The organism is Flavobacterium sp., from assembly GCF_004295795.1.
Taxonomy (GTDB): domain Bacteria; phylum Bacteroidota; class Bacteroidia; order Flavobacteriales; family Flavobacteriaceae; genus Flavobacterium.
Map to the genome: position 1 here is coordinate 296,595 of NZ_SEBR01000002.1, position 22,389 is coordinate 318,983.

The window sequence follows — 22,389 nt, forward strand, 5'->3', positions numbered from 1 at the left end:
GCGCCCTTATTTCAGGAAGCGGATTTGCGGATGATTCTCCGAAACCGCGCCCAACCGGATTCCGGGAAAACCGGGAATTCAAATTTTACAAAATGGAAAGAAAGAAAGTCGCATTTTACACGCTTGGCTGCAAGCTGAATTTTTCCGAAACCTCGACGATCGCACGCAGTTTTCAGGACGAAGGCTTCGATCGTGTCGAATTTGAGGACGTGGCCGACATTTATGTGATCAACACTTGTTCGGTTACAGAAAATGCCGACAAGCAGTTCAAGCAGGTCGTAAAGAAGGCGATGAAATTAAACGATAAAGCTTTCGTGGCGGCGGTTGGTTGTTATGCGCAATTGAAACCTGAGGAATTGGCGTCGGTTGACGGCGTCGATCTTGTTTTGGGAGCGACCGAAAAATTCAAGATTACCGATTATATCAACGATCTGTCCAAGAATGATATGGGCGAGGTGCATTCCTGCGAGATACACGAAGCCGATTTTTACGTCGGAAGTTACTCGATTGGCGACCGCACGCGAGCGTTTTTGAAAGTTCAGGACGGATGCGACTATAAATGCACTTATTGCACGATTCCGTTGGCGAGAGGCATTTCGCGATCGGATACCATGGAAAACGTGCTGCAAAACGCGAAAGAAATCTCGCAAAAAGGCATCAAGGAAATCGTGCTTACCGGCGTCAACATTGGCGATTACGGCAAAGGCGAGTTTGGGAACAAGCGCCACGAGCATACTTTTTTCGAACTTGTCCAAAACCTGGATAAAGTGGAAGGCATCGAACGTTTGAGGATTTCGTCGATCGAGCCGAATCTGTTGAAAAACGAAACCATCGATTTTGTGTCGAAGTCGCGAACCTTTGTGCCGCATTTCCATATTCCGCTGCAATCCGGAAGCAACGACATCCTGAAGAAAATGAAGCGTCGTTATTTGCGCGAATTGTACTTTGATCGGGTTTCTAAAATCCGGGAAGTCATGCCGCATGCTTGTATTGGCGTCGATGTCATCGTTGGTTTTCCTGGCGAAACGGACGAGCATTTTCTCGACACTTACAATTTTTTGAACGGGCTTGACATTTCTTATTTGCACGTTTTCACGTACTCCGAAAGGGATAATACCGAAGCGGCTGATTTTGAAGGCGTCGTTCCGGCGAACGTTCGCGCAAAACGCAGTAAGATGTTGCGCGGTTTATCGGTCAAAAAACGAAGAGCGTTTTATGAGGGGCAAATTGGGACGACGAGAACGGTTTTGTTCGAGGACGAAAATAGGGAAGGCTACATTCACGGGTTTACCGAAAATTACGTGAAGGTGAAAGCGCCTTGGAATCCGGAGTTTGCCAATACATTACAGGAAGTCATTTTGACCAAGATTGACGATGATGGTCTGGTGCGTATGGAGTTCGCAAATGTTTTGGTGTAACCGGCGAATTCCGGAGATTTTGATACCATAGAAATTTTATGCCGACTTTATTGTCGGCTTTTTTTTTGAACTCATTTTTGGATGGTTACGTTTTTGAACCATTAAGTTCATTAAGGACATTAAGCGTTTTTGCTCCTTATTGACGGTGTTGGCAAAAAGGACGTCCGCTTCGGGAGTTGTTTGTCGACTGAGTCTGTCACAGCTCAAAAAAAACCTATTTCCACTCGATAAAATTACCACCACCACCCGCCCGAAAGGTAGTTCGAATTGAGATATGTGGTTTACAGAAAATCTGTAGAAAATCTTAAATGTAGGTGAGTTGTGTCGGTGAAACTTTCGTCAGGTCATCAATGGAATTCTAATCAATTCCGTTACTGAAGTTTAATCGAGTTCGCACGATAAACTCGAATTAAATCTGCGAACAAATTTGTCGTCTGAATCTGTCACAGCTCAAAAAATCCTATTTTCCACTAGATAAAATTACCACCACCACCCGCCCGAAATGTAGTTCGATTTGAGATATGTGGTTTACAGAAAATCTGTAGAAAATCTTAAATGTAGGTGAGTGGTGTCGGTGAAACTTTTGTCAGGTCATCAGTGGAATTCTAACCAATTCCGTTACTGAAGTTTAATCAAATTTGTACGGTAAACTCGAATTAAATCTGCGAACAAATTTGTCGTCTGAATCGTTCACGGCTCAAAAAAACCTATTTTCCACTCGATAAAAATACCACCACCACCCGCCCGAAATGTAGTGCGATTCAATATATGTGCTTTAAAGAAAATCTGTAGAAAATCTTAAATGTAGGTGAGTGGTGTCAGTTGAATTTTTGTCAGATTCACAAATAGAATTCTGATCAATTCCGTCCTTATAGTTTAACCAAGTTCCTCAGGTAAGTTCGAATCAAATCTGCAAACAAATTTGGTCGACTGAAGCAGTCATAGTTCAAGGATCGGCTTTTCTCTCGATAAAATTACCACCACCACCCGCCCGAAAGATAATGCGGTTCGAATTATGTGCTTTACAGAAAATCTGTAGAAAATCTTAAATGGAGGTGAGGGGTGTCGGTTGAAACTTTGTCAGGTTCACAATGGAATTCTGATCAATTCCGTCACCGAAGTTTAATCAGGTTCGTTGGGTAAACTCGAATTAAATCTGCGGACAAATTTGTCGTCTGAATCTGTCACGGCTCAAGAAATCTTATTTTCCACTCGATAAAATTACCACCACCACCCGCCCGAAAGATAATGCGATTCGAGATATGTGGTTTACAGAAAATCTGTAGAAAATCTTAAATGGAGGTGAGTGGTGTCGGTTGAAATTTTGTCAGGTTCATCAACGAACTTCAATCAAACCGCAACTAGAGTTCAATCCAGCCAATCCAGCAAATTCCACCAAAACCAAAGCAATTCCAAAAACCAAAAAAATCCCCAACCTCAATACTTCGAGTGAAACCGCACCTTGGTAATGCGATAAACATTCACGCCATACAATTCCACAAACTCGTAAACGTGTCTTCCCGGATGCTTGAAATCGACCAGTCGTTCGGCCGAAATCTCGTAGTACATTTTCTCGCCTTCCATCATCAGCCGTGCGCCATTGTTGCGATAAGCCGATCGGATCAACGTAAATTCCGACAAATTCCACGTGGTGAGATTGGCGTCGAACGTGTCGCCGTGCGAGTAAAGACCTTCGGTAATCTCGGTCAGGTCGCCGTAATATTTTTGTACACTTTCGAAGAATTCAACGACCTGTTCGCGTAATTCGTTTGATATCATGGGATTGGGCTTGTGTGGAAAATTGGAATACGTAGCTTTGTACAAACGCAATATATGAGAAAATTATTACTCCTGAGTCTTCTGTCGGTTTCGTTTTTGGGCTATTGCCAACTCGATCCGCCGGGCTGTTACAGTTATGGCGTGCTCGACGGCGACAACGACGGTTTCGTGACGATAGACGCCGATTACCTTGTTCATAGCTATGCGATTCCGATGATTTCCGAACACATCCAATACGATTTAGAGGCGAATTACCAAATGGACCTGACCGCTTGGGACTATGACGGATATGTCACCGGGATGTGGACAACCGTGATCGCGGGCGAGCAAACCACCGAAATCCAGTACACGTATCTTGGGCCGGCACCGCAGTACGTCCCGTCAGTTTATTACGAAAGTCTGGGTTATCACAGTTGTTTTCTCGTTAGGGCAATCGATCCGGGCGCAGATATGGACGCAGACGGAATCCTGAATGCCGATGAAGATCTGAACGGGGACGGAATTCTGGAAAACGACGATTCGGACGCAGATTCGATTCCGGATTATACCGATCCGTTTGAGTTGAAAGCCGATGATTTTTCCAAAAATGAGATCCGATTGTTTCCGAATCCGGCGTCGTCATTGGTGTCGATCGTCGGAGCGGACGAAAAAGCCGCGGTGGCCATTTTTGACCTTCACGGACGAAAGCTCAAACAGCAATCGGTTTCATCGGAAGTGAACGTTTCCGGATTCAGTTCCGGAATTTATCTGATGCAAATCACGTCATCGGCCAAAACCCAAACGATACGATTCGTCAAACAATAAAAAAACGCCCTTGATTGGGCGTTCGGTTTTTGATGGCGTCAGATCTTGATTCCCGGCGGAAGCAATTCCTTGTACTTGGGATTTTTACGGAAAAAGGCCGCGATCTTGGGGAAAGTCGGCACGACCTTCATGTTTTTCTCGACCGCTCCGTCCAGGATTTGGGTGAGCATTTCGGTTATGAAATCTTCGTTCGCAAAACCTTCCGGCGTTACGATACGCGTCAGGAAAATCTTGCGTTCCTGGTTTGAATACTCGATGGTTACGAGTTTTCCGCTGTCCGATGCTTCGAACTGTCGTTGAAAAGTATTGTCCTTTATTTCCATAGTCAAAATTGCATTGGTGTCGCGGGGTCCGCATTGGTGGCCAATAGCGAATTGCGTTCAGGTTGGTGATCTAATCGAAACGGTTTCCCGAAAACAAAGTATAGGCTTGAAACCAATCGAGGTCAGCCTAGCTGCGTCTTTTCACAGGAAACTGTTTTGCAGTCATAATTTCTTGACAAATTGTTTTTGCGTCAGAGTCTGTTTGGGCAAAACCGTTATTTTTACAAATCTCGCGATTTTATCAGTTTAACGCTGTTAGTAATCCGTTAAACATTATGAGGAAAATTCCCGTTTATTTTATGCCCGGATTGGCCGCGAGCCCTGAAATCTTCGAGAGGATCGCGTTGCCCGAGGAAGAATTCGAAGTGCATATGCTCGAATGGACCTTGCCGCTTCCGCTGGAAACGTTGTCGGATTACGCCAAAAGGATTGCCAAAAACATCAAAGCCGAAAAACCTGTTTTGATCGGAGTTTCGTTTGGTGGCGTGCTAGTGCAGGAAATGGCGCAGTTCGTTGATGCCGAAAAAGTCATCATCATCTCATCTGTCAAATGCAACAGACAATTCCCGAAAAGGATGCGAATGGCGCGGTATACCAAACTCTACAAAATTTTTCCGACGCACTTGGCCGAGAATTTCGAGAAGCTGGAAAGGTTGCCTTTTGGCGGAAAATTCCGTCAGCGATTCAAACTTTACGAAAAATTTCTCGCCATGAGAGACAAGATTTACCTCGATTGGGCGTTGGAAAAGATCATCTGTTGGGACAGAAGCGAGCCGGATGGCAACGTGATCCACATCCACGGTGATTCCGATGAGGTTTTTCCGCCAAAATACATCACGACTCCGTTCATTACCGTGAAAGGCGGCACGCACATCATGATCCTGAACAAGTACAAATGGCTAAACGAAAATCTACCCAAAATCATAAAAAGTTCGGACTCGCAACCGTGAATCCGTAGTTTTACTTCACTCAAAATCGACAATATGAAATTGATCCAAAAATATACGTTCGTTGCGGCGGCAGTTGTGGCAAGCAGTTTTCTCATTTACGGCGTTTCGACCGATACCAAAAAGAAAATCCTCAGGGAAGGTTCGGCTAATTATTTTCCGACGCAAGCCGATTTTTGCGGAGAACAGGTTCCGTTGCAAATTTCAGATGTGCGCGAACGTTTCGACCGTGAATTGCTTGTGAACGCCAACCTCGACGCCACGACATTGCTGATCTTGAAACGAGCGGCAAGAGCATTTCCCGTAATCGAACCGATTTTGGCCAAAAACGGCGTGCCTGACGATTTCAAATACCTCGCAGTAATCGAAAGCGGACTCGTGAACGTGGTATCTCCGGCCGGAGCTCGCGGCGTTTGGCAATTCATGCCTGCGACTGCCAAAGAAAAAGGCATGGAAGTGAACGACATCGTAGACGAACGCTATCACCTTGAAAAATCGACCGAGGCGGCATGCCGATATCTGCTCGATTCCAAGGCGAGATTGGGAAGCTGGACTTTGGCGGCGGCTTCTTACAACGGCGGAGTCGCCGGCGTGAACAAACAGATCGAATTCCAGAAAATGGGCAATTATTACGATTTGCTGCTCACCGAAGAAACCGCGCGTTACGTTTTCCGGATTTTGGCGCTCAAGGAAATCATGAAAAATCCGGCGCTTTATGGCTTTACGGTCGCGCCCGAAGAGACTTATCCGTTGCTTCCGGTTCGAAAGGTCGAGGTCGATTCCACGATCAATGATCTGGCGACTTTTGCCAATTCGCAAGGTATCAACTACAAAATCCTCAAGATCCACAATCCTTGGTTGCGCGACAGGAAACTCACGAATCTGGCGCGCAAGAAATACGTGCTCGATATTCCTACGAGCGGTTATTGATCGAAATCGGCGAAAGCCATTCCTTTTGAAATCCTTATTTTTGGGGAATGGATCAATTTTACATTTTATTGCTTTTGGGCTTGCTCACGGGCACCGTCGGAACGCTGATTGGTGCCGGTGGCGGTTTTATTATCGTGCCGATGTTGCTGATTTTTCATCCGGAACTCGATCCGGGAACGGTGACTGCGATTTCCATGGCGGTTGTTGCGGCGAACTCTATCTCGGGCACGTCGGCTTACATGTACAACAAACGCGTCGATTATAGGGCCGGAATCATTTTTGCGATTTGCACGATTCCGCTTACTTATTTTGGTGTGATGACTTCGAAGTCGCTTCCGAAAGGCACGTTCGATATCGCGTTCAGCGTGATTTTGATCGCCCTCGCGATTTTCTTGTTCGTAAAAGGCGGAAAGGCCAAACCGCAGAGCAAAGTCGTGCTCGAACGCAAAGGTTGGACGCATCAACGGCTTGTCGATCGCTCGGGCGAGGTTTACGAATACAGTTACGACTGGCGAAAAGGTACTTTTTTGAGTGTGATCGTCGGCTATCTTTCTCCAATTTTGGGAATCGGCGGCGGAATTATCCACGTTCCGGCGATGGTCGAATGGCTGCGTTTTCCGGTTCACATCGCTACGGCGACATCACATTTTATCCTCGCGATCATGGCTTCGATTACCGTGATCATTCATTTTGCCGACGGAAGTTACGCTCCACCCGAAGTGCAGCACTTGATCCTGTGGTTGGTGATCGGGATCATTCCAGGCGCGCAGATTGGGGCATTTTTGTCTCAGAAGATTCACGGGAAGGCAATTATTCGGTCGCTGGCGGCTTGTTTGGTCTTGGTCGGTATACGGATTTTGGTTGGTGGCGCGAATTAATCTCAACAAAATTAGTTTGCGTTTTGATTTTGAACCATTAAGGCCATTAAGTTCATTAAGGCTTGAATCAAAAGAATCTTACTGCTGAACAACAAAGTTAATTGGCGTTTTGATTTTGAACCATTAAGGTCATTAAGTTCATTAAGGTTTGAATCAAAAGAATCTTACTGCTGAATAACAAAGTTAATTTGCGTTTTGATTTTGAACCATTAAGGCCATTAAGTTCATTAAGGTTTGAATCAAAAGAATCTTACTGCTGAATAACAAAGTTAATTTGCGTTTGGATTTTGAACCATTAAGGCCATTAAGTTCATTAAGGTCTGATCGAAAGAATCTTACTGCTGAACAACAAAGTTAATTTTCGTTTTGATTTTGAACCATTAAGGTCGTTCATCAAGGTTTGATGCACAAATCTTACTGCTGGACAAAAGAGTTAATTCTAAAACAGTAGGGAATTAAGAGAAGCTAAGTCGTCCGCGGAAGCGATATTTCAATAAACGCAAAAGCCGACAGATCACATCGGCTTTGTAGTTTCTGATGTATTTATCTGTTTCTTGACTTGGATGGCGAAAACGTTTTTCAATCCTGGTTCACTTCGGCCAATGTTCGCACCTGATTCTTTTTCTCAAGGAAAGAAACCAATCTTTCGTTGAACAGGTCGTAGTTCATCGCTATCGCTTTTTTGGTCGGCGTTCTTGGCGGAATCGCGATGCCACCGCGTTTGATGTCGACTACTTCGAGATTTTCGTTGAGGAAATACGACGTCGGGAAACCCAAGGTGTGTTTTAGCGTGGCGACTGTTCTCGCGTCGTTTCTGTACGATTCGTTCGCGTAGCAAACCCTGATTTTTCCGTTGAATTGGCGTCCGACTTTTTTCATGTTCTGTTTCGTATCCCAAAACACGACAATGAACTGTATCGAATCGTTGTATTGGCGCGCCAGTTTGTTCAGTGCCGCGACCTCGCCTTTATTAATCACGCACCACGCCGAATAAGTGATGATGAACGTCGGCATCTTGATGTTGCTGAGTTTGACCTTTTTGCTGTTGACGCTCTTGAAAGTGTAATCGTCAAATTTCGAGCCTACCAAGTGGTTTTGCACCAATGAGTCGAAAAGCGATTGGCCTTTTCCGATGTCGCCGCTTTCGTACACCAAATCTGATTCTTTGTTGTACTTTTTTATGTTCGTTTTGATCGCGTCCGAAAAGAGTACAGTTTTCTCCTGTTTGTCTTGGCTGTGAGCCGGTTGAGACACGAATCCGATAAGGAAAGAAAGTAAAATTAATCTCATAAACCCCAATTTTATAGATTAACACTACTCAAATTTAACGAAAGTCGTTAACAAAAGTTGATTTTGCGTGTAAAAGTTTTGTTACAGTTTTGTTTGTTGGATTTCAAGTTGTTATGTCTTTTGATTTGGAGTTGTTGGTTAGCTTTTTGGATGTTTTGTTTTGGAGTTCTGTATTTGTGAATAGTAAATTTGTTGGAAATGGACGGTTTTTCTTACTTTTTGCTACGAAAAACGTACACCCTGTCAGGGTTTTAAACCCTGTCACTGTTTTAAACGGTGACAGGGTAATTTTGAAAAACCGATCGAAAAAAGTAGCCTCCGACGCAAAACGCATCCAAAACCCCAAATTGGTTCGGTCACATCAGACGGAATCTGTTCCCGACAGCCATCGACATGGAATTTGGAAGTTGAGATTTGGCGTGCCAACACCTATCGCAATAGAATTGAGATTTGGGTCCGGGAGCTTCCGGAATGGAATTCAGATTTGATCCCAACAGCTATCAGGATGAAATTTGGAATTGTCCAAAAAAAAACCCGCTCAAAAGAACGGGGCAGATTTTATAGAAGTCTTTTGATCAGATGCGCTTCAGGTTTTCCTTCAACATCGCTATCTGGTCTTTCAACATATTGTGTTTGTCGAGTTTTTTGGCTTCGGCCAACAAGTTTTGTGCTTCGATCTTGCGACGTCTTCCCGCAGCGATTCCCGCCAACTGAAGCTTTACTACGGCCATATCCATATCCATAGACAATCCGTACTCGACCGCTTTCTTGAAATATTTCTCGGCTTGGTTCAGGTTCGTCTGCGAAAGCATGATGCCCTGAAGGTAATTGTAGTAGCCTTTTTGCTTGGTCACCAAAGCCGTTTCCGGATTCGAGATTTTCGAAAGCCATTTCTGGGCGCCCGGAAAATCCTGTTTTCTCAGGCGGAGGAAAGCCAAAAGGATGAATTCGTTTTTGAAATAAAGCAGAATCGGGAGCGCCGTCAAAATGATAAGGAAAACCCCGTTCCCGATATTGCCTTCCACAAATTGCCAAACAGCGGCCGCGAAAATCAATACGGCAAAGACAATCTTGATATTTTTGTTGAACATGGTGTACTTTTTTGCGGGGCAAATATAGTGGTTTTGAGTCGAAAGTCGAAAGTCAAAACAGGAAAGAGCGCGATCAAATACCGAATGATTCCCGCAATCAAAAACAAGCGGAAAATATTTTTTCAAAAACCACTTGCGAAAAAAGAAATTACGCCTATATTTGCACTCGGTTTTGAAAACACGTAATCACTACCGAATCAAACGATAGTATTCAGGATATTTAAAGATATTTAGCGATGAGCAAAAGAACATTTCAACCATCAAAGAGAAAAAGAAGAAACAAACACGGTTTCATGGACAGAATGGCATCTGCCAATGGTAGAAAAGTCCTTGCGCGTCGTCGTGCAAAAGGACGTCACAAGTTGACAGTTTCTTCTGAGCCAAGACACAAAAAATAATGTTGGAAACAGCATTTACAAAGGCGTTACTTTTATCGGTATCGCCTTTTTTTATACCTTGTCGGGACAAAAAACTTCAAAATTCGTTGTTCGTTAATCGTTATTCAACATTCAAGAAATTCTAAGGTTTTCTGACAAAAAAGTTCAAAAAAATATTGATTATCAGAAGCTGAATCCGGCTGCCGCTGTAAGCTTTCTTGAAAACCGCAAATTTTTCTGCTTTTGCGAAGAGCTTCCTTCGGTCGCTTCCGCAAAAGCGAAAAATAAGGCGATTTCCTGCAAAAGGCTTTCCGCTTGCATCCGGGCTAGGATACGTTCAAAATTCAACATTCGTTATTCAACATTCGTTGTTCAACATTGAAAGAAGTTCACGGAGTTGATTTCGGGATTCAGATCGAATTAATTTTGAACAACGAATAACGAATAACGAACAACGAACAACGAACAACGAGTTTAAGTAACTACTAAACACAACTTTACATACATGCCAAAAGACACTTCCATCAAGTCGGTACTGATTATAGGATCAGGTCCAATCGTAATCGGACAGGCTTGTGAATTCGACTACGCCGGCTCGCAATCGGCACGTTCCATTCGCGAAGAAGGAATCGAGGTCATTTTGATCAACTCGAATCCGGCGACGATCATGACAGATCCAACCATGGCCGATCACGTCTACCTCAAGCCGCTCACGACCAAATCGATCATCGAGATCCTCAAGGAACATCCGCAAATTGACGCGGTCTTGCCAACAATGGGCGGACAAACAGCGCTGAATTTGTGCCTCGAGGCCGAAGAAAAAGGCATTTGGGAAGATTTCAACGTGAAGCTGATCGGGGTTGACATCAACGCGATCAACATCACCGAAGACCGCGAACAATTCAAGCAATTGCTGGAACGCATCGACATTCCGGCGGCTCCGGCCAAAACCGCGACGTCTTTTCTAAAAGGAAAGGAAATCGCCCAGGAATTCGGATTTCCGCTCGTGATCCGCCCGTCATTTACACTAGGTGGAACGGGCGCGGCTTTCGTCCACAGAAAAGAAGATTTCGACGAATTGCTAACCCGCGGACTCGAAGCTTCCCCAATCCACGAAGTCTTGATCGACAAGGCATTGCTAGGCTGGAAAGAATACGAATTGGAACTTTTGCGCGACAAGAACGATAACGTCGTGATCATCTGTTCGATCGAAAATATGGATCCGATGGGAATCCACACCGGAGACTCGATCACGGTCGCTCCGGCGATGACGCTGTCTGACGCGACTTTCCAGAAAATGCGCGACATGGCCATCAAAATGATGCGTTCTATAGGGAATTTCGCCGGCGGTTGCAACGTGCAATTCGCGGTTTCCCCAGACGAAAAAGAAGACATCGTGGCCATCGAGATCAATCCGCGCGTTTCTCGTTCCTCGGCTTTGGCTTCGAAAGCGACAGGTTATCCGATCGCGAAAATCGCATCCAAACTCGCACTCGGCTATAATCTCGACGAATTGCAGAACCAGATCACCAAATCGACTTCGGCACTTTTCGAACCTACACTCGATTACGTCATCGTCAAAATCCCGCGTTGGAACTTCGACAAATTCGAAGGCGCCGACAGAACTTTGGGACTTCAGATGAAATCGGTAGGCGAGGTCATGGGCATCGGAAGATCGTTCCAGGAAGCGCTCCACAAGGCCACGCAATCGCTCGAAATCAAGAGAAACGGGCTTGGCGCCGACGGGAAAGGCTACAAAAATTACGAACAGATCATCGACAAACTCACGCACGCAAGCTGGGATCGCGTTTTTGTGATCTACGATGCGATCGCGATGGGCATTCCGCTTTCGAGAATCCACGAAATCACCAAAATCGACATGTGGTTTTTGAAGCAATATGAGGAATTGTATGCTTTGGAAAAGGAAATCTCGAATTTCAGGATCGAAAGTCTTCCAAAGGAACTGTTGCTCGAAGCCAAGCAAAAAGGTTTCGCCGACAGACAGATCGCCCACATGATCGGCTGTCTCGAATCTCAGGTCTACAATTTGAGAGAGCAAATGAACGTAAAACGCGTCTACAAACTCGTCGACACGTGCGCGGCTGAATTCAAGGCAAAAACGCCCTATTACTACTCGACTTTCGAGGCCGAAATCCAAAAAGCCGACGGAACGCGATATGTTGACAACGAATCTGTCGTGTCCGACAAGAAAAAGGTCGTGGTTTTAGGATCGGGCCCGAACCGCATCGGACAAGGAATCGAATTCGACTATTCTTGTGTCCACGGCGTTTTGGCGGCGAAAGAATGCGGATACGAAACGATCATGATCAACTGCAATCCGGAAACGGTTTCGACAGATTTCGATACGGCCGACAAATTGTATTTCGAGCCGGTTTTCTGGGAACACATCTACGATATCATCCGACACGAAAATCCGGTAGGAGTGATCGTGCAACTTGGCGGACAAACGGCTTTGAAACTGGCCGAGAAACTCGATCGCTACGGCATCAAAATCCTCGGGACGAGCTTCGATGCGCTCGATTTGGCCGAAGACCGCGGGCGTTTTTCCGAACTGCTCGAGTCGCTTCACATTCCGTTCCCGAAATTCGGTGTTGCGGAATCGGCCGAAGAAGCCTCGAAACTCGCCGACGTTCTTGACTTTCCGCTATTGGTGCGTCCATCGTACGTTTTGGGCGGACAAGGCATGAAGATCGTCATCAACAAACAGGAACTCGAGGAACACGTCATCGACTTGCTCAAAAGCATTCCGGGAAACAAATTGCTGCTCGACAATTACCTCGACGGGGCGATCGAAGCCGAAGCCGATGCGATCTGCGACGGTGAAGACGTCTATATCATCGGAATCATGGAGCACATCGAACCTTGTGGAATCCACTCGGGTGATTCGAACGCGACGCTTCCGCCTTTCAACTTGGGCGAATTCGTGATGCAGCAAATCAAGGATCACACGAAGAAAATTGCCCTGGCCTTGAAAACCGTCGGATTGATAAACATCCAATTCGCGATCAAGGACGATACGGTTTACATCATCGAGGCCAATCCGCGCGCGTCGAGAACTGTGCCTTTCATCGCAAAAGCGTACGGCGAACCTTACGTGAATTATGCGACGAAAGTGATGTTGGGCGAGAAAAAGGTCAAAGATTTCACGTTCAATCCGCAGCTCAAAGGATTCGCGATCAAGCAGCCGGTTTTCTCTTTCTCGAAATTCCACGGCGTGAACAAAGCGCTCGGACCCGAAATGAAATCGACTGGCGAAAGCATTTTGTTCATCGACGATTTGAAGGACGACCAATTTTATGAGTTGTACTCGCGTCGCAAGATGTATTTGTCGAAATAAGATTTTCAGATCATCTGCAAAAAACAAAAGCCCTGACGTCGAAATCAGGGCTTTTTTATCTATCGGGAATTCGTACTTGCTTTTAGGCGAAATAGAATTGTTGTGGGTTCGGATGCGACGAGAAATTGGTGTCCAAAGCGCGCTTGAGGTTTTGGGTGAATTTTTCGAAGTTGGCCGATTTGGTAATGAAAAGATTGGCGCCGGAACCTTTGCTGCTCTCGATCATCGCTTGTTCCTTGGCTGTCGAAAGCATTACGATAGGAAGTTTGTTCCAAAGTTCTGCCGATCGGATTTCCTTCAGAATCTGAAGTCCTGATTTTTTCGGCATGTTGATGTCCAGAAAAATTATCGCGGCTTTCGGCGGTGGATTCTTGAGTTGGTCGATCAAATCGTCTCCCAGTGTGAACGTTTTTACCTTTCGGCCCAACATGCTGGCAGCTTCGGTAAAAAAATCCAGGTCGTCTAAATCGTCATCGGCATAAAATATCATATCTCTACATTTAGTACTGGCAAACTTAGTGCATATATTGGCTTTTTGGACAATTGTTTTGTGCAGGATTCCACTTTTGTTTTCTGCCGATTTGTCCGATATCTTGGGTTTGCGGACAAGAATCGCTTGCTTTGTAAAAAATACACGCCTTATGCAATTTTCCGCTCCAAAAGTCCAATCCCAAATTTACGATGCGCTGTTCAAGGTTTTGCGCGACATCGGCTTGTCAGAACAACTCGCGCATACCGTAAATGCGGTTTTGCTCATTGCCTGTCTCGGCTTTATTTTGTTCGTGGTTGATTATTTCTTCCGAAAAATCCTGCTGTATTTCATTATCAAGGCCGTGAGAAGATCGAGAACAAAACTCGACGATTACCTGTTGCGAAATAAGGTCGTAAAATATTTTATGCACATCATAACGGTCGTGATAGCCAAGCAGTTTTTTCCTTTGGTTTTTGTCGGATTCCCGCAATTGGTGAGCGGAATTTTGAAAGTGACCGATGTGATCGTGATCCTGATGGTCGGACTTTTCGTCAACGCCATCCTGAGGTCGGTAAAAGACTGGCTCAAATCGAAGAAGGCGTTTGAGGACAAGCCACTCGACAGTTATTCCCAAGTGATCACAATACTGGTTTTCTTTGTTTGCGGCATCATGATTTTCTCGCTACTCACGGGCCAATCGCCTTATGCTTTCCTGATTTCTCTGGGCGCGGCATCGGCCATCCTGATCTTGATTTTCAAGGACACGATCATGGGATTCGTCGCGAGTATCCAGGTTTCGGCCAACGACATGGTGCGCGTGGGCGATTGGATTGAAATGCCAAAATACGGCGCTGACGGAGACGTTTTGTCGATCAATCTGGCCACGGTAAAAATCCGGAACTTCGACAAGACGATCACGACCGTTCCCACTTATGCGTTCATTTCCGATTCGTTCAAGAACTGGCGCGGCATGCAGGAATCGGGCGGACGTCGCATCAAGCGTTCGATTCACCTTAAAATGAGCAGTTTCAGGTTTTTGGACGCCGACGATATCGCAAATTTCAAGAAATACAGGCTCATCCGCAATTACATCATCGAGCGCGAGAAGGAAATCGAGAAGCACAACAGGAATATCGATGCCGAATCGATTTCGGTCAACATCCGCCGCATGAGCAATATTGGCGTATTCCGGATTTATGCCGAGGAATATCTCAGGGAAAACAAGCGCATCCATAAAAACATGACCACGATGGTGCGCCAACTTTCGCCTACACCTCAAGGTTTGCCGCTCGAGATTTACTGTTTTACGACCGATGTGCGCTGGATCAATTACGAAGTCATAATCGCCGATATTTTCGATCATCTCATGACAATCGTTCCCGAGTTCGGGCTTGCGATTTTTGAGGAACCTTCGGGTGATGATTTCCGGGAATGGAGGTCGTGAAGATTCCATTCTGATAGGTATTTGGATCAAATTCCAACTTCCATTTGCTAGCCATCTAAATCAGATTCTAAGTTTCGTGTTGAGTTTATCGGGAGGAAATGCTAAGTTTTATGGGTTCAGGTTTTACTTTGATGGAGGTTGCTTTGGAGCTGGGATTCCTTTTAAATCCGCAAAAAAAAATAACCCTGTCACCGTTTAAAACAGTGACAGGGTTTATAACCCTGACAGGGTGGTCATTTTTGTAAGAAATTATCGTAAAATCGGCCAAAATCCTACAAAACCGCCAACTTCCAACCCAAATTCCTGAAATCAAAAGCGGAAATGGCGACAGTTAAATTTTTGAAATTCAATTACTTATTTTGATAAAAATCAGCCAATCCAAAACGCCAAAACCACAAATCACTTGCGACTGATCTTCTGAACCGAAATTCCCTTATCGGTCTTGATCCTCAAAAAGTACAAACCAGTGCTTCGCGACGAAATATCGATGCTGTCCGAGTTCAGATTCTGTTGCAACAATCTTCCTTGAACATCAAACAGTTCAAGCGATTTTACTTCCGAAGTCGATTTCACATTCACGATTCCGTTAGAAGGATTCGGGTAAACCGATACGCTATTGTCGGCAAAATCGGGAGTTTGCAAGGCTTGATAAATCGTTTCGGCATTGTTGGTTTCGATCGGGAAATTGTAATCGAAGAAAATCTGTGCCTGTCTCGAGACCGAGTCGCCCTGAACCAATCCATCGTTCGAACGGATCTTGAACAATACGTTTCCATGTCCGCCAACCGGTGGATCGCTAGGCGCTTCCAATTCGATATTCTCGAAAATGAACTCGACCAGATTTCCTCGAATGGCCGTGCGTGCGGCGTGGGACGTGTTCATGACCTGAAGCGAATGCAGGTCGTATTGGCTTTCGTCCACTTGCATGCGAACCACGACATTTACAGCACTTGCGCTTCCCGTATTCTCGAAATTGACAATGTAGTGCAGGTAATTCCCGATTTCTGCCGGAGAAAGCAATTCGCCTTCCAGACAAGTGATATCGTTCGGATCGAAAGAATTCACCACGACCTGATTGAACGTAAAAGTGTTGTCAGACGGCGTTTCGTCTCCTGTCACAGGAGTGATCGCGGTCGTGAAAGCCAAAATGTCTCCATTGTTTACAGACGGCGTTTCAGTAGGAGAATTCACATTGAACTCAAGTTTGATGACGCGACTCTCGAACGGCAACAATCCGGTGTACGTCCATTGCAGGTTGTTTGCAGATGCGACGTCGGCGGTCGGAAGCATCGTCACCAAGTCAAGTCTCGTGTCGTCGAAGCCGAGCGTAACGTCGCCCGAAAGCACTTGGTTGCCCTTGTTTTTGTAGACTATTTCGTAAACCGCATCGAAACCCGGACGCGCCGGAGAAATCGGGGAAATCACGATCTCTAAGTCAGGATGCACGCCATTGGCCGAAAGGCAAAAACTTTGGTTGCTGATGTTGTAGTTGTTGTTCGGGAAATCGATGGACGCGCTGGCCGGGGAAATGTTGAAAGCCGACGCATTCTCGATGTTCGGGAACAAGGTATAGTTTCCGGCATCGGCATAGAACGTACAAACGCCAAGTGTATTCGTAAACGCCGATCCCGTGTTGAAACCATCGGTAAAATCGACGCGGATGTTCGGATGCAAAGGATCGTTCACGTTACAACCGTTGTTGTTTCCGTCAAAGATCGTCGTCCCGATCACGGTGTTGTACGGTCCGCCCGGAGAAAATGTACAGTACGAATTCGAAACCGTAGCTGTCATTCCCAGAGTGTTCAATTGCGATTGTACGCTCGCAAGTTGCGCGTCATCGGCACAAATGTAGGCCAGGTTCGGGTTGTTCGCCACGTTGAAATCGGTCTCGAAGCTTCCGTTTTTCATCAGCAATTCGGTGAGGGCATTGTTTTGCACTCTCAAATAGGTAAGCGTGCTGGCGTTACTGACGTCAAGTGAGGTGATCTGGTTGTCGTAGCAATACAATCCGTAAAGGTTTGGTGAATTGCTCACGTCGAGGCTCGTAAGTTGGTTGTTGTGGCAATCCAGACTGATCAAATTCGTCGCCGTGCTCAAGTCGATGGTGCTGATTTGATTGAAACTGAAATCCAATCCGCGCAAATTCGGAAGGTTGTTCACCGACAAACTCGTGAGTTGGTTTTGTCCGCAAAAAAGATCCAGCAGATTCGTCGTCGCCTGGACATCGAGGTTGGCCAATTGGTTTCCGCCGCAATTCAGGTGCTGCAGTTGCGAAAGCGCATTCAAATTCAAATCCGACAAACCGTTCCCGACACAGTGAAGTTCCCTGAGATTCGGCACGTTGCCCAAATCGAGATTCGACAGTAGGTTGGAGTTGCAGTTCAGGTACTGGAGGTTTGGCATTTGCGTCACATCGAGCGTCGTGAGCTGGTTGACTTCGCAGTTCAGGTCTGTGATTTGGTTCAGGCCGCTTAGATTCAAAGTCGTGAGCAGATTCGAACTGCAATAAAGTTTCATCAGATTCGGCATATTTACCACGTTCAAAGTCGCGATCTGGTTGAAGCCGCACTGCAATTCCGTGATGTTCACCAAACCTGTCATGTTCAGGTTCGAAAGCTGGTTGTTGTTGAAATTCAGATAGACCAAATCTGTCAATCCGATCAAATCCAGACTCGTCAACAAGTTATAAGACACGTCGAGATGCGTCAGATGCGTCAGATTGTTCACGACCAAAGTCGAGATATTGTTCTTGTTGCAGCGAAGTTGCTCAAGATTCGTCAGGCTGTTCACGTCCAGAGAAGTGATCTGGTTTCCAAGCGCGCCCAAAATTCCGGCGAACGCATAATTCGAACAGTCGAAATACTTGAGGTTCGGCAAATTGCTCAAATTCAACGAAGTGATCTGGTTTCCGATGATATCGAAATCAGGATGATTCGAGCAATCCAAGTATTCAAGTGCGGGCAATGCGCTCAAATTCAGGCTCGAAAGCTTGTTGTTGTTGCAGTCGAGGTGTTTCAGGTTGGGAAGCGCGCTCAAGTTCAGCGTCGCGATTTTGTTTCGGCTCAAGTCGAGATAGTCGAGGTTGGGCAAGTTGCTCAAATTGAGTGAAGTCAATTTGTTGTTGCTGCAATTCAGCGATTTCAACGCATTGATTCCGTTCAAGGTCAAGGCTGTAAGTTGGTTGTTCGAGCAATTTATCGCCTTGAGTTGCAAAGCTCCGATTCCGTTCACGGTAAGATTCGTGACAGGTCCGCTAAACATATAAACGTTGGTGTTCGCGTTGAAGCCCGACAGATTCAAAGTCACCGTCGGTTGTGCCAGATTCACGGTAATGTTGGCCAGGCTCGGGAATCCGTTGAAAGTCACGGCCGAATTTTGTCCCACATACATAAAATTGGTCAAAGCATTGAGGTTGTTTCCGTTGATCACGACATTATTCGGCAAATAAGAACATTGCAGGTTGCTCAAATTCGTCAATCCGTTGAGGTTGAGTGTCGTAATGTTGTTTTCGCCGCAATTGAGGTTTGTCAAATTGGGCACGGCCGAAAGATCGAGCGAGGTAAGCTGGTTGTAAAAACAAAGCAATTGCGTCAGGCTCGGAATCTGGCTCACGTTGAGCGAAGTAAGTTGGTTGTGACTGACTTCGAGCGTTTGAAGCATCGGCAAGTTCGACAAGGAAATGCCGGTCAACTGATTGTTGCTCACAGCCACCGCTGCCAATTTCGGCAATCCGTTCAGCGTGAGATTGGCGAGGTTGTTTCCGTCGGCGGTCACGAATTTGAGCTCTGGAATCGTTCCCAGGTTCAGGTTCGCGATCTGGTTGTTTTCGCAAAAAAGGAAATCGAGATCTGTCAACGCGGTTACGTCCAGGCTTGTAAGTGCATTGCCGGAGCAATTCAACCTTGTCAGGTTCACCAAAGGATTCACGTTGAGCGTTGAAAGTTGATTGTTCGGACACTCCAGAACGCGCAGGTTCGCAAAGGCTTCCACACCAGAAATATCGGTCATGAGAAAACCGCCCAGATTGAGTTGGTGCACGGCCAAGGCTTCGCTTACCTGGATAAGTCCGTCGCCGTTCGCATCGATCTTGATTGGTGTGACGTTGTCGCTGCCTATCGCAATCGTATTGGTCGTATCGGAAAATAGCAGGATTGCCCTGAAAACGGGATTCGGTATGGTGACCGTTTGCGCATTCGCCATCCCGGCAAACAGCAAGATCAGGAAGAGTATTGGTTTGTTCATGATAGATTTTTTTTGTTCGTTTTTTGATTGATGGTTTTTTTTATGTCGTTTCAAAGTGCTTTGATAAGTTCCTGTAATTTGTCTTTTTTGCTTTGGGCGATCGGGATGTTTGAATTGTCAGACATCACGACATAACCGCCGTCTGATTTTATGTAAGATTTCAGATAGGCCAAATTGATCAGATGCGATTGATGGATGCGTTCAAACCCGTGTTCCGAAAGCAATTCGTCGTATTCCTTGAGCGTTTTCGCGATCAAAACAGGTTTGTGGTTCTTGATGTAAAACTGGGTGTAATTCACTTTCGCCTCGCACCTGATGATGTCCGAAACCTCGAAAAGATGGATTCCGTCGCTGGTTGAGAGTGCGATCCGTTTGAAATTGTCGACTTTCTTGCGGATGTTTTCCAACAGCAAATCGATATGCTCGAACGAATTGTTGTGGCGAACGGCGTCTTTTATCTTCGAAATCGTCGTCTGCAATTCCTCGAAATCGACGGGTTTCAGAATAAAATCGAGTGCCGAAAACTTGAAAGCCTTCACCGCATATTGCTCGTGAGCGGTAATGAAAACAATGTGCGCCTTTATCTTGCCGGACTTTTCGGCCAGTTTCTCGAGCATGTCGAATCCGGTGCCGTCGCCCAAATGGATGTCGAGGAAAATCACTTGCGGTTTCAATTCCTGCACGGCTTCGATTCCCGCTTTCACGCTGTCGGCTTCCCCGATTATCGCGATGTCGTCGGTATAGCGTTCAATAAGCGCTTTCAGGCCTTCGCGCAGGTGTTTGTCGTCTTCAATCAGGATTGCTGTTATCATCTGAGCCACTTCAAAATTCGTTATTCGTTGTTCGTTATTCGTTGTTCGTTATTCGTTGTTCGTTATTCTTTATTTTTTGTTCTTTGTTCTTTGTTTTTTGTTCGTTTTTGAGAATCTTTTATCCCCATTGCGTTTTGGGATTTGGAATTTGTCCCGATAGCTATCGGGATTGGAATTTAAAATTTGGTTGTCATCACGGAACATACTGAATCGGCAATTTCAAAATCACATTCGTCCCATTTTGCCCAATCCCACACAAATCGACAATCTCGATCTGAGCTGATTTGGCCGTGGTCGATTCCATGATCTCGAGTCGTTTGCGCGTAATCTCGAGCGCCATCGACTTGTGTGCCGTGACCGAATTCTCCTTGAGGATCTTCGACTGGGAAATTCCGATGCCGTCGTCCGAGATCGTTACGATTAGCTGGTTTTCCGATACATCGAAACTCACTAAAATATGTCCGTGACCTTCTTTTGGAACCATGCCGTGCAGGATCGCGTTCTCGACGAAAGGCTGCACCAAAAGCGGCGGCAATCCCATGTTGAACTCGACTTTTTCGCTCGATCTGATCTCAAAATCGAATTTGTTGTGGAAGCGCAATTGTTCCAATTCGAGATAATTCTGCAAACTCTCGATTTCCTTGTCGATCGGAATCAGCGAACCTTTGGAATATTCTAACGTAAGGCGCATCAGTTTCGAGAATTTAGACAGGTATTTCAAAGCCGAATCGGTGCCGTTTTGCACGATAAAACTCGAGATCGAACCCAAACAGTTGAAAACGAAATGCGGATTCATCTGCAAGTGCAAGGCTTTCTGTTCGTATTCGGCGACTTCTTTTTGCAGCGTCAGGCGGCGTTTTACCTGGCGTCGGTTGTAGATCACGACGATCAATCCGATCAAAAGCAAAACCACGAGCGCGGCCAATCCGAAGAATTGCGTCTGCCGCTTGTTCTTTTCCTTGAGCAATGCTTCTTTCTTCTGATACTCGAAATTCATCTCGGCCAAAGCGAACTTGCGCGTGTTTTCCTGGTTCACGATGCTGTCGCGGGCCGAAACGTACTTCTTGTAATGGTCAAGCGCCAATTTGGAATTTCCTGTTTTTTCGAGAATTTCGCTTAGCAGTTTTTCGGAGTGATAAAATTGGTTCAACGCCCCGATTTCCCTGGAAAAATCTGCCGAACGCTGTGCAAAGTCGAGTGCTTTCTCTAAATCGTTTTTTTCGAGGTAAAGTTGTCCGAGGTTGTACGAAACCAACGATTGTCCAAAAGCGTTTTTGAGTTCGGAATATTTGGAATATGACTTGGAATAATTTTCGGACGCTTTCCCGAAGTCGCCCAATTTCCGATAATAATCGCCCCAATAATTGTACAAAAGCGCCAAATCGCGTTGGTTGTTCGAATCAGGAAACAGCTTTTCGGCCTTTTCATAACTGGCTTTCGCCGACTTGAGATCGCCTTTGTCGAATTCGATCGCACCCATATTCATCAACGTCGTGGCCGCAGACAAATCGCCGGTCTGTTGTTGTAAATCGAAAGCGTGTTTCAGATGTTCAAGTGCCTTGTCGCGATTTCCCTGGGATTTGTAAACTACCGAAATGTTGTTGTAAACGCGTGCCATCATTGGTTTGTTGGCCGTTTCGGTGAACAATTGCAACGCTTTTTGATAATCGGTCAGCGAACGTGCGTAGTCGCTTTGTTCCGAATGCACGACGGCCGAACTCGCAAAAGTGCGCCCCAAAGCGTTCTTGATGGAAACATTCGATTCGTCGTTTTCGAGCAGATCGGTAAAAAGCGACTGGGATTTCCCAAACGACGCGAGCGCTTTTTTGTACTCGCCCAAAATGATTTGTGCATTTCCGTTGTTCTGGTAAGCCGATGCCAATCCGAAGTCATAATCGATATTGGTCGAAAGCGTCTGGGCTTTCACGGCATAAACGCGGGTGGAATCAGGATAGCTTTCGCGGAAGTGGTTCGATATCTTGTTCAGCGCATTGACGCGGGCCGTGTCTGACTTGGTCGATTTCACGACGCGTTTCAGGCTGTCGAGTTGCGCCATTTGTGCGTGCGCCCCAAAACCGATCGCAATGGCGGGAACAAGAAAGTGTAGTTTTGCTTTCACGGGTTTCGGTTTGGTTTACTTCAAGCAAATATAGGCGATGCTTTCCAACCCAAATGCCGCGTCGATTATTCCGTCCGTCCGACTTATTATTCCGCGGCGACGGCT

Annotated in this window: 16 protein-coding genes; 8 read left to right on the top strand and 8 right to left on the bottom strand. The window is 45.9% G+C overall.

What is annotated here, in order from left to right; translation table 11 throughout:
* The first annotated feature begins 92 nt into the window (after positions 1-92).
* Positions 93-1,418, top strand: a complete 1,326-nt coding sequence (mtaB, locus tag EOO49_RS02350) for a tRNA (N(6)-L-threonylcarbamoyladenosine(37)-C(2))-methylthiotransferase MtaB (protein ID WP_290842349.1) — start codon at positions 93-95, stop codon at positions 1,416-1,418.
* A gap of 1,437 nt (positions 1,419-2,855) precedes the next feature.
* On the opposite strand, the gene EOO49_RS02355 is transcribed toward mtaB, so the two are convergent.
* Positions 2,856-3,197, bottom strand: coding sequence for a hypothetical protein (locus EOO49_RS02355; protein ID WP_290842351.1), 342 nt, complete (start codon positions 3,195-3,197; stop codon positions 2,856-2,858).
* 54 nt (positions 3,198-3,251) lie between these two features.
* On the opposite strand from EOO49_RS02355, the gene EOO49_RS02360 reads away from it, so the two are divergent.
* Positions 3,252-4,001 (top strand): T9SS type A sorting domain-containing protein, encoded by a 750-nt coding sequence (locus EOO49_RS02360; RefSeq protein ID WP_290842352.1) that lies wholly within the window; start codon positions 3,252-3,254, stop codon positions 3,999-4,001.
* A gap of 38 nt (positions 4,002-4,039) precedes the next feature.
* Here the strand turns inward: EOO49_RS02360 and EOO49_RS02365 are convergent, their stop codons facing one another.
* Entirely contained in the window at positions 4,040-4,324 is a 285-nt protein-coding gene (locus EOO49_RS02365; protein WP_290842354.1) for an N-acetyltransferase, read from the bottom strand.
* 275 nt (positions 4,325-4,599) lie between these two features.
* Here EOO49_RS02365 and EOO49_RS02370 point away from each other — a divergent pair, with 275 nt between their 5' ends.
* The 3 genes from EOO49_RS02370 to EOO49_RS02380 are packed head-to-tail and all read left to right on the top strand — an operon-like array spanning position 4,600 to position 7,079.
* Positions 4,600-5,274 (top strand): alpha/beta hydrolase, encoded by a 675-nt coding sequence (locus tag EOO49_RS02370; RefSeq protein ID WP_290842356.1) that lies wholly within the window; start codon positions 4,600-4,602, stop codon positions 5,272-5,274.
* Between the two features lie 33 nt (positions 5,275-5,307).
* Positions 5,308-6,201, top strand: coding sequence for a lytic transglycosylase domain-containing protein (locus tag EOO49_RS02375; protein WP_290842358.1), 894 nt, complete (start codon positions 5,308-5,310; stop codon positions 6,199-6,201).
* Positions 6,202-6,248: 47 nt separating this feature from the next.
* The gene (locus EOO49_RS02380; RefSeq protein WP_290842360.1) at positions 6,249-7,079 is read left to right on the top strand and encodes a sulfite exporter TauE/SafE family protein; all 831 of its coding nucleotides are present in this window, start codon (positions 6,249-6,251) and stop codon (positions 7,077-7,079) included.
* 579 nt (positions 7,080-7,658) lie between these two features.
* Here the strand turns inward: EOO49_RS02380 and EOO49_RS02385 are convergent.
* The gene (locus EOO49_RS02385; RefSeq protein ID WP_290842362.1) at positions 7,659-8,369 is read right to left on the bottom strand and encodes a redoxin domain-containing protein; all 711 of its coding nucleotides are present in this window, start codon (positions 8,367-8,369) and stop codon (positions 7,659-7,661) included.
* 575 nt (positions 8,370-8,944) lie between these two features.
* Positions 8,945-9,460: a DUF2892 domain-containing protein gene (locus EOO49_RS02390; protein ID WP_290842364.1), complete on the bottom strand. Its 516-nt coding sequence runs from the start codon at positions 9,458-9,460 to the stop codon at positions 8,945-8,947.
* Positions 9,461-9,696: 236 nt separating this feature from the next.
* On the opposite strand from EOO49_RS02390, the gene rpmH reads away from it, so the two are divergent.
* Together rpmH and carB are read left to right on the top strand one after the other, a co-directional pair.
* Entirely contained in the window at positions 9,697-9,858 is a 162-nt protein-coding gene (gene rpmH / locus EOO49_RS02395) for a 50S ribosomal protein L34 (protein WP_008464848.1), read from the top strand.
* A 484-nt stretch (positions 9,859-10,342) separates the two neighbouring features.
* Positions 10,343-13,195, top strand: a complete 2,853-nt coding sequence (carB, locus tag EOO49_RS02400; protein WP_290842366.1) for a carbamoyl-phosphate synthase large subunit — start codon at positions 10,343-10,345, stop codon at positions 13,193-13,195.
* Between the two features lie 82 nt (positions 13,196-13,277).
* Here the strand turns inward: carB and EOO49_RS02405 are convergent, their stop codons facing one another.
* On the bottom strand, positions 13,278-13,685 hold the full coding sequence (locus EOO49_RS02405; protein WP_290842368.1) for a response regulator: 408 nt from the start codon (positions 13,683-13,685) through the stop codon (positions 13,278-13,280).
* 151 nt (positions 13,686-13,836) lie between these two features.
* On the opposite strand from EOO49_RS02405, the gene EOO49_RS02410 reads away from it, so the two are divergent.
* Positions 13,837-15,111 carry a mechanosensitive ion channel domain-containing protein gene (locus EOO49_RS02410; protein ID WP_290842369.1) on the top strand — a complete coding sequence of 425 codons (1,275 nt, stop codon included), beginning with the start codon at positions 13,837-13,839 and terminating at the stop codon, positions 15,109-15,111.
* Between the two features lie 399 nt (positions 15,112-15,510).
* On the opposite strand, the gene EOO49_RS02415 is transcribed toward EOO49_RS02410, so the two are convergent.
* From EOO49_RS02415 to EOO49_RS02425, 3 genes are all read right to left on the bottom strand, one after another.
* Entirely contained in the window at positions 15,511-19,353 is a 3,843-nt protein-coding gene (locus EOO49_RS02415; RefSeq protein ID WP_290842371.1) for a T9SS type A sorting domain-containing protein, read from the bottom strand.
* 50 nt (positions 19,354-19,403) lie between these two features.
* On the bottom strand, positions 19,404-20,165 hold the full coding sequence (locus EOO49_RS02420) for a LytTR family DNA-binding domain-containing protein (protein ID WP_290842373.1): 762 nt from the start codon (positions 20,163-20,165) through the stop codon (positions 19,404-19,406).
* Positions 20,166-20,358: 193 nt separating this feature from the next.
* Positions 20,359-22,284: a tetratricopeptide repeat protein gene (locus EOO49_RS02425; protein WP_290842375.1), complete on the bottom strand. Its 1,926-nt coding sequence runs from the start codon at positions 22,282-22,284 to the stop codon at positions 20,359-20,361.
* Between the last annotated feature and the right edge of the window lie 105 nt (positions 22,285-22,389).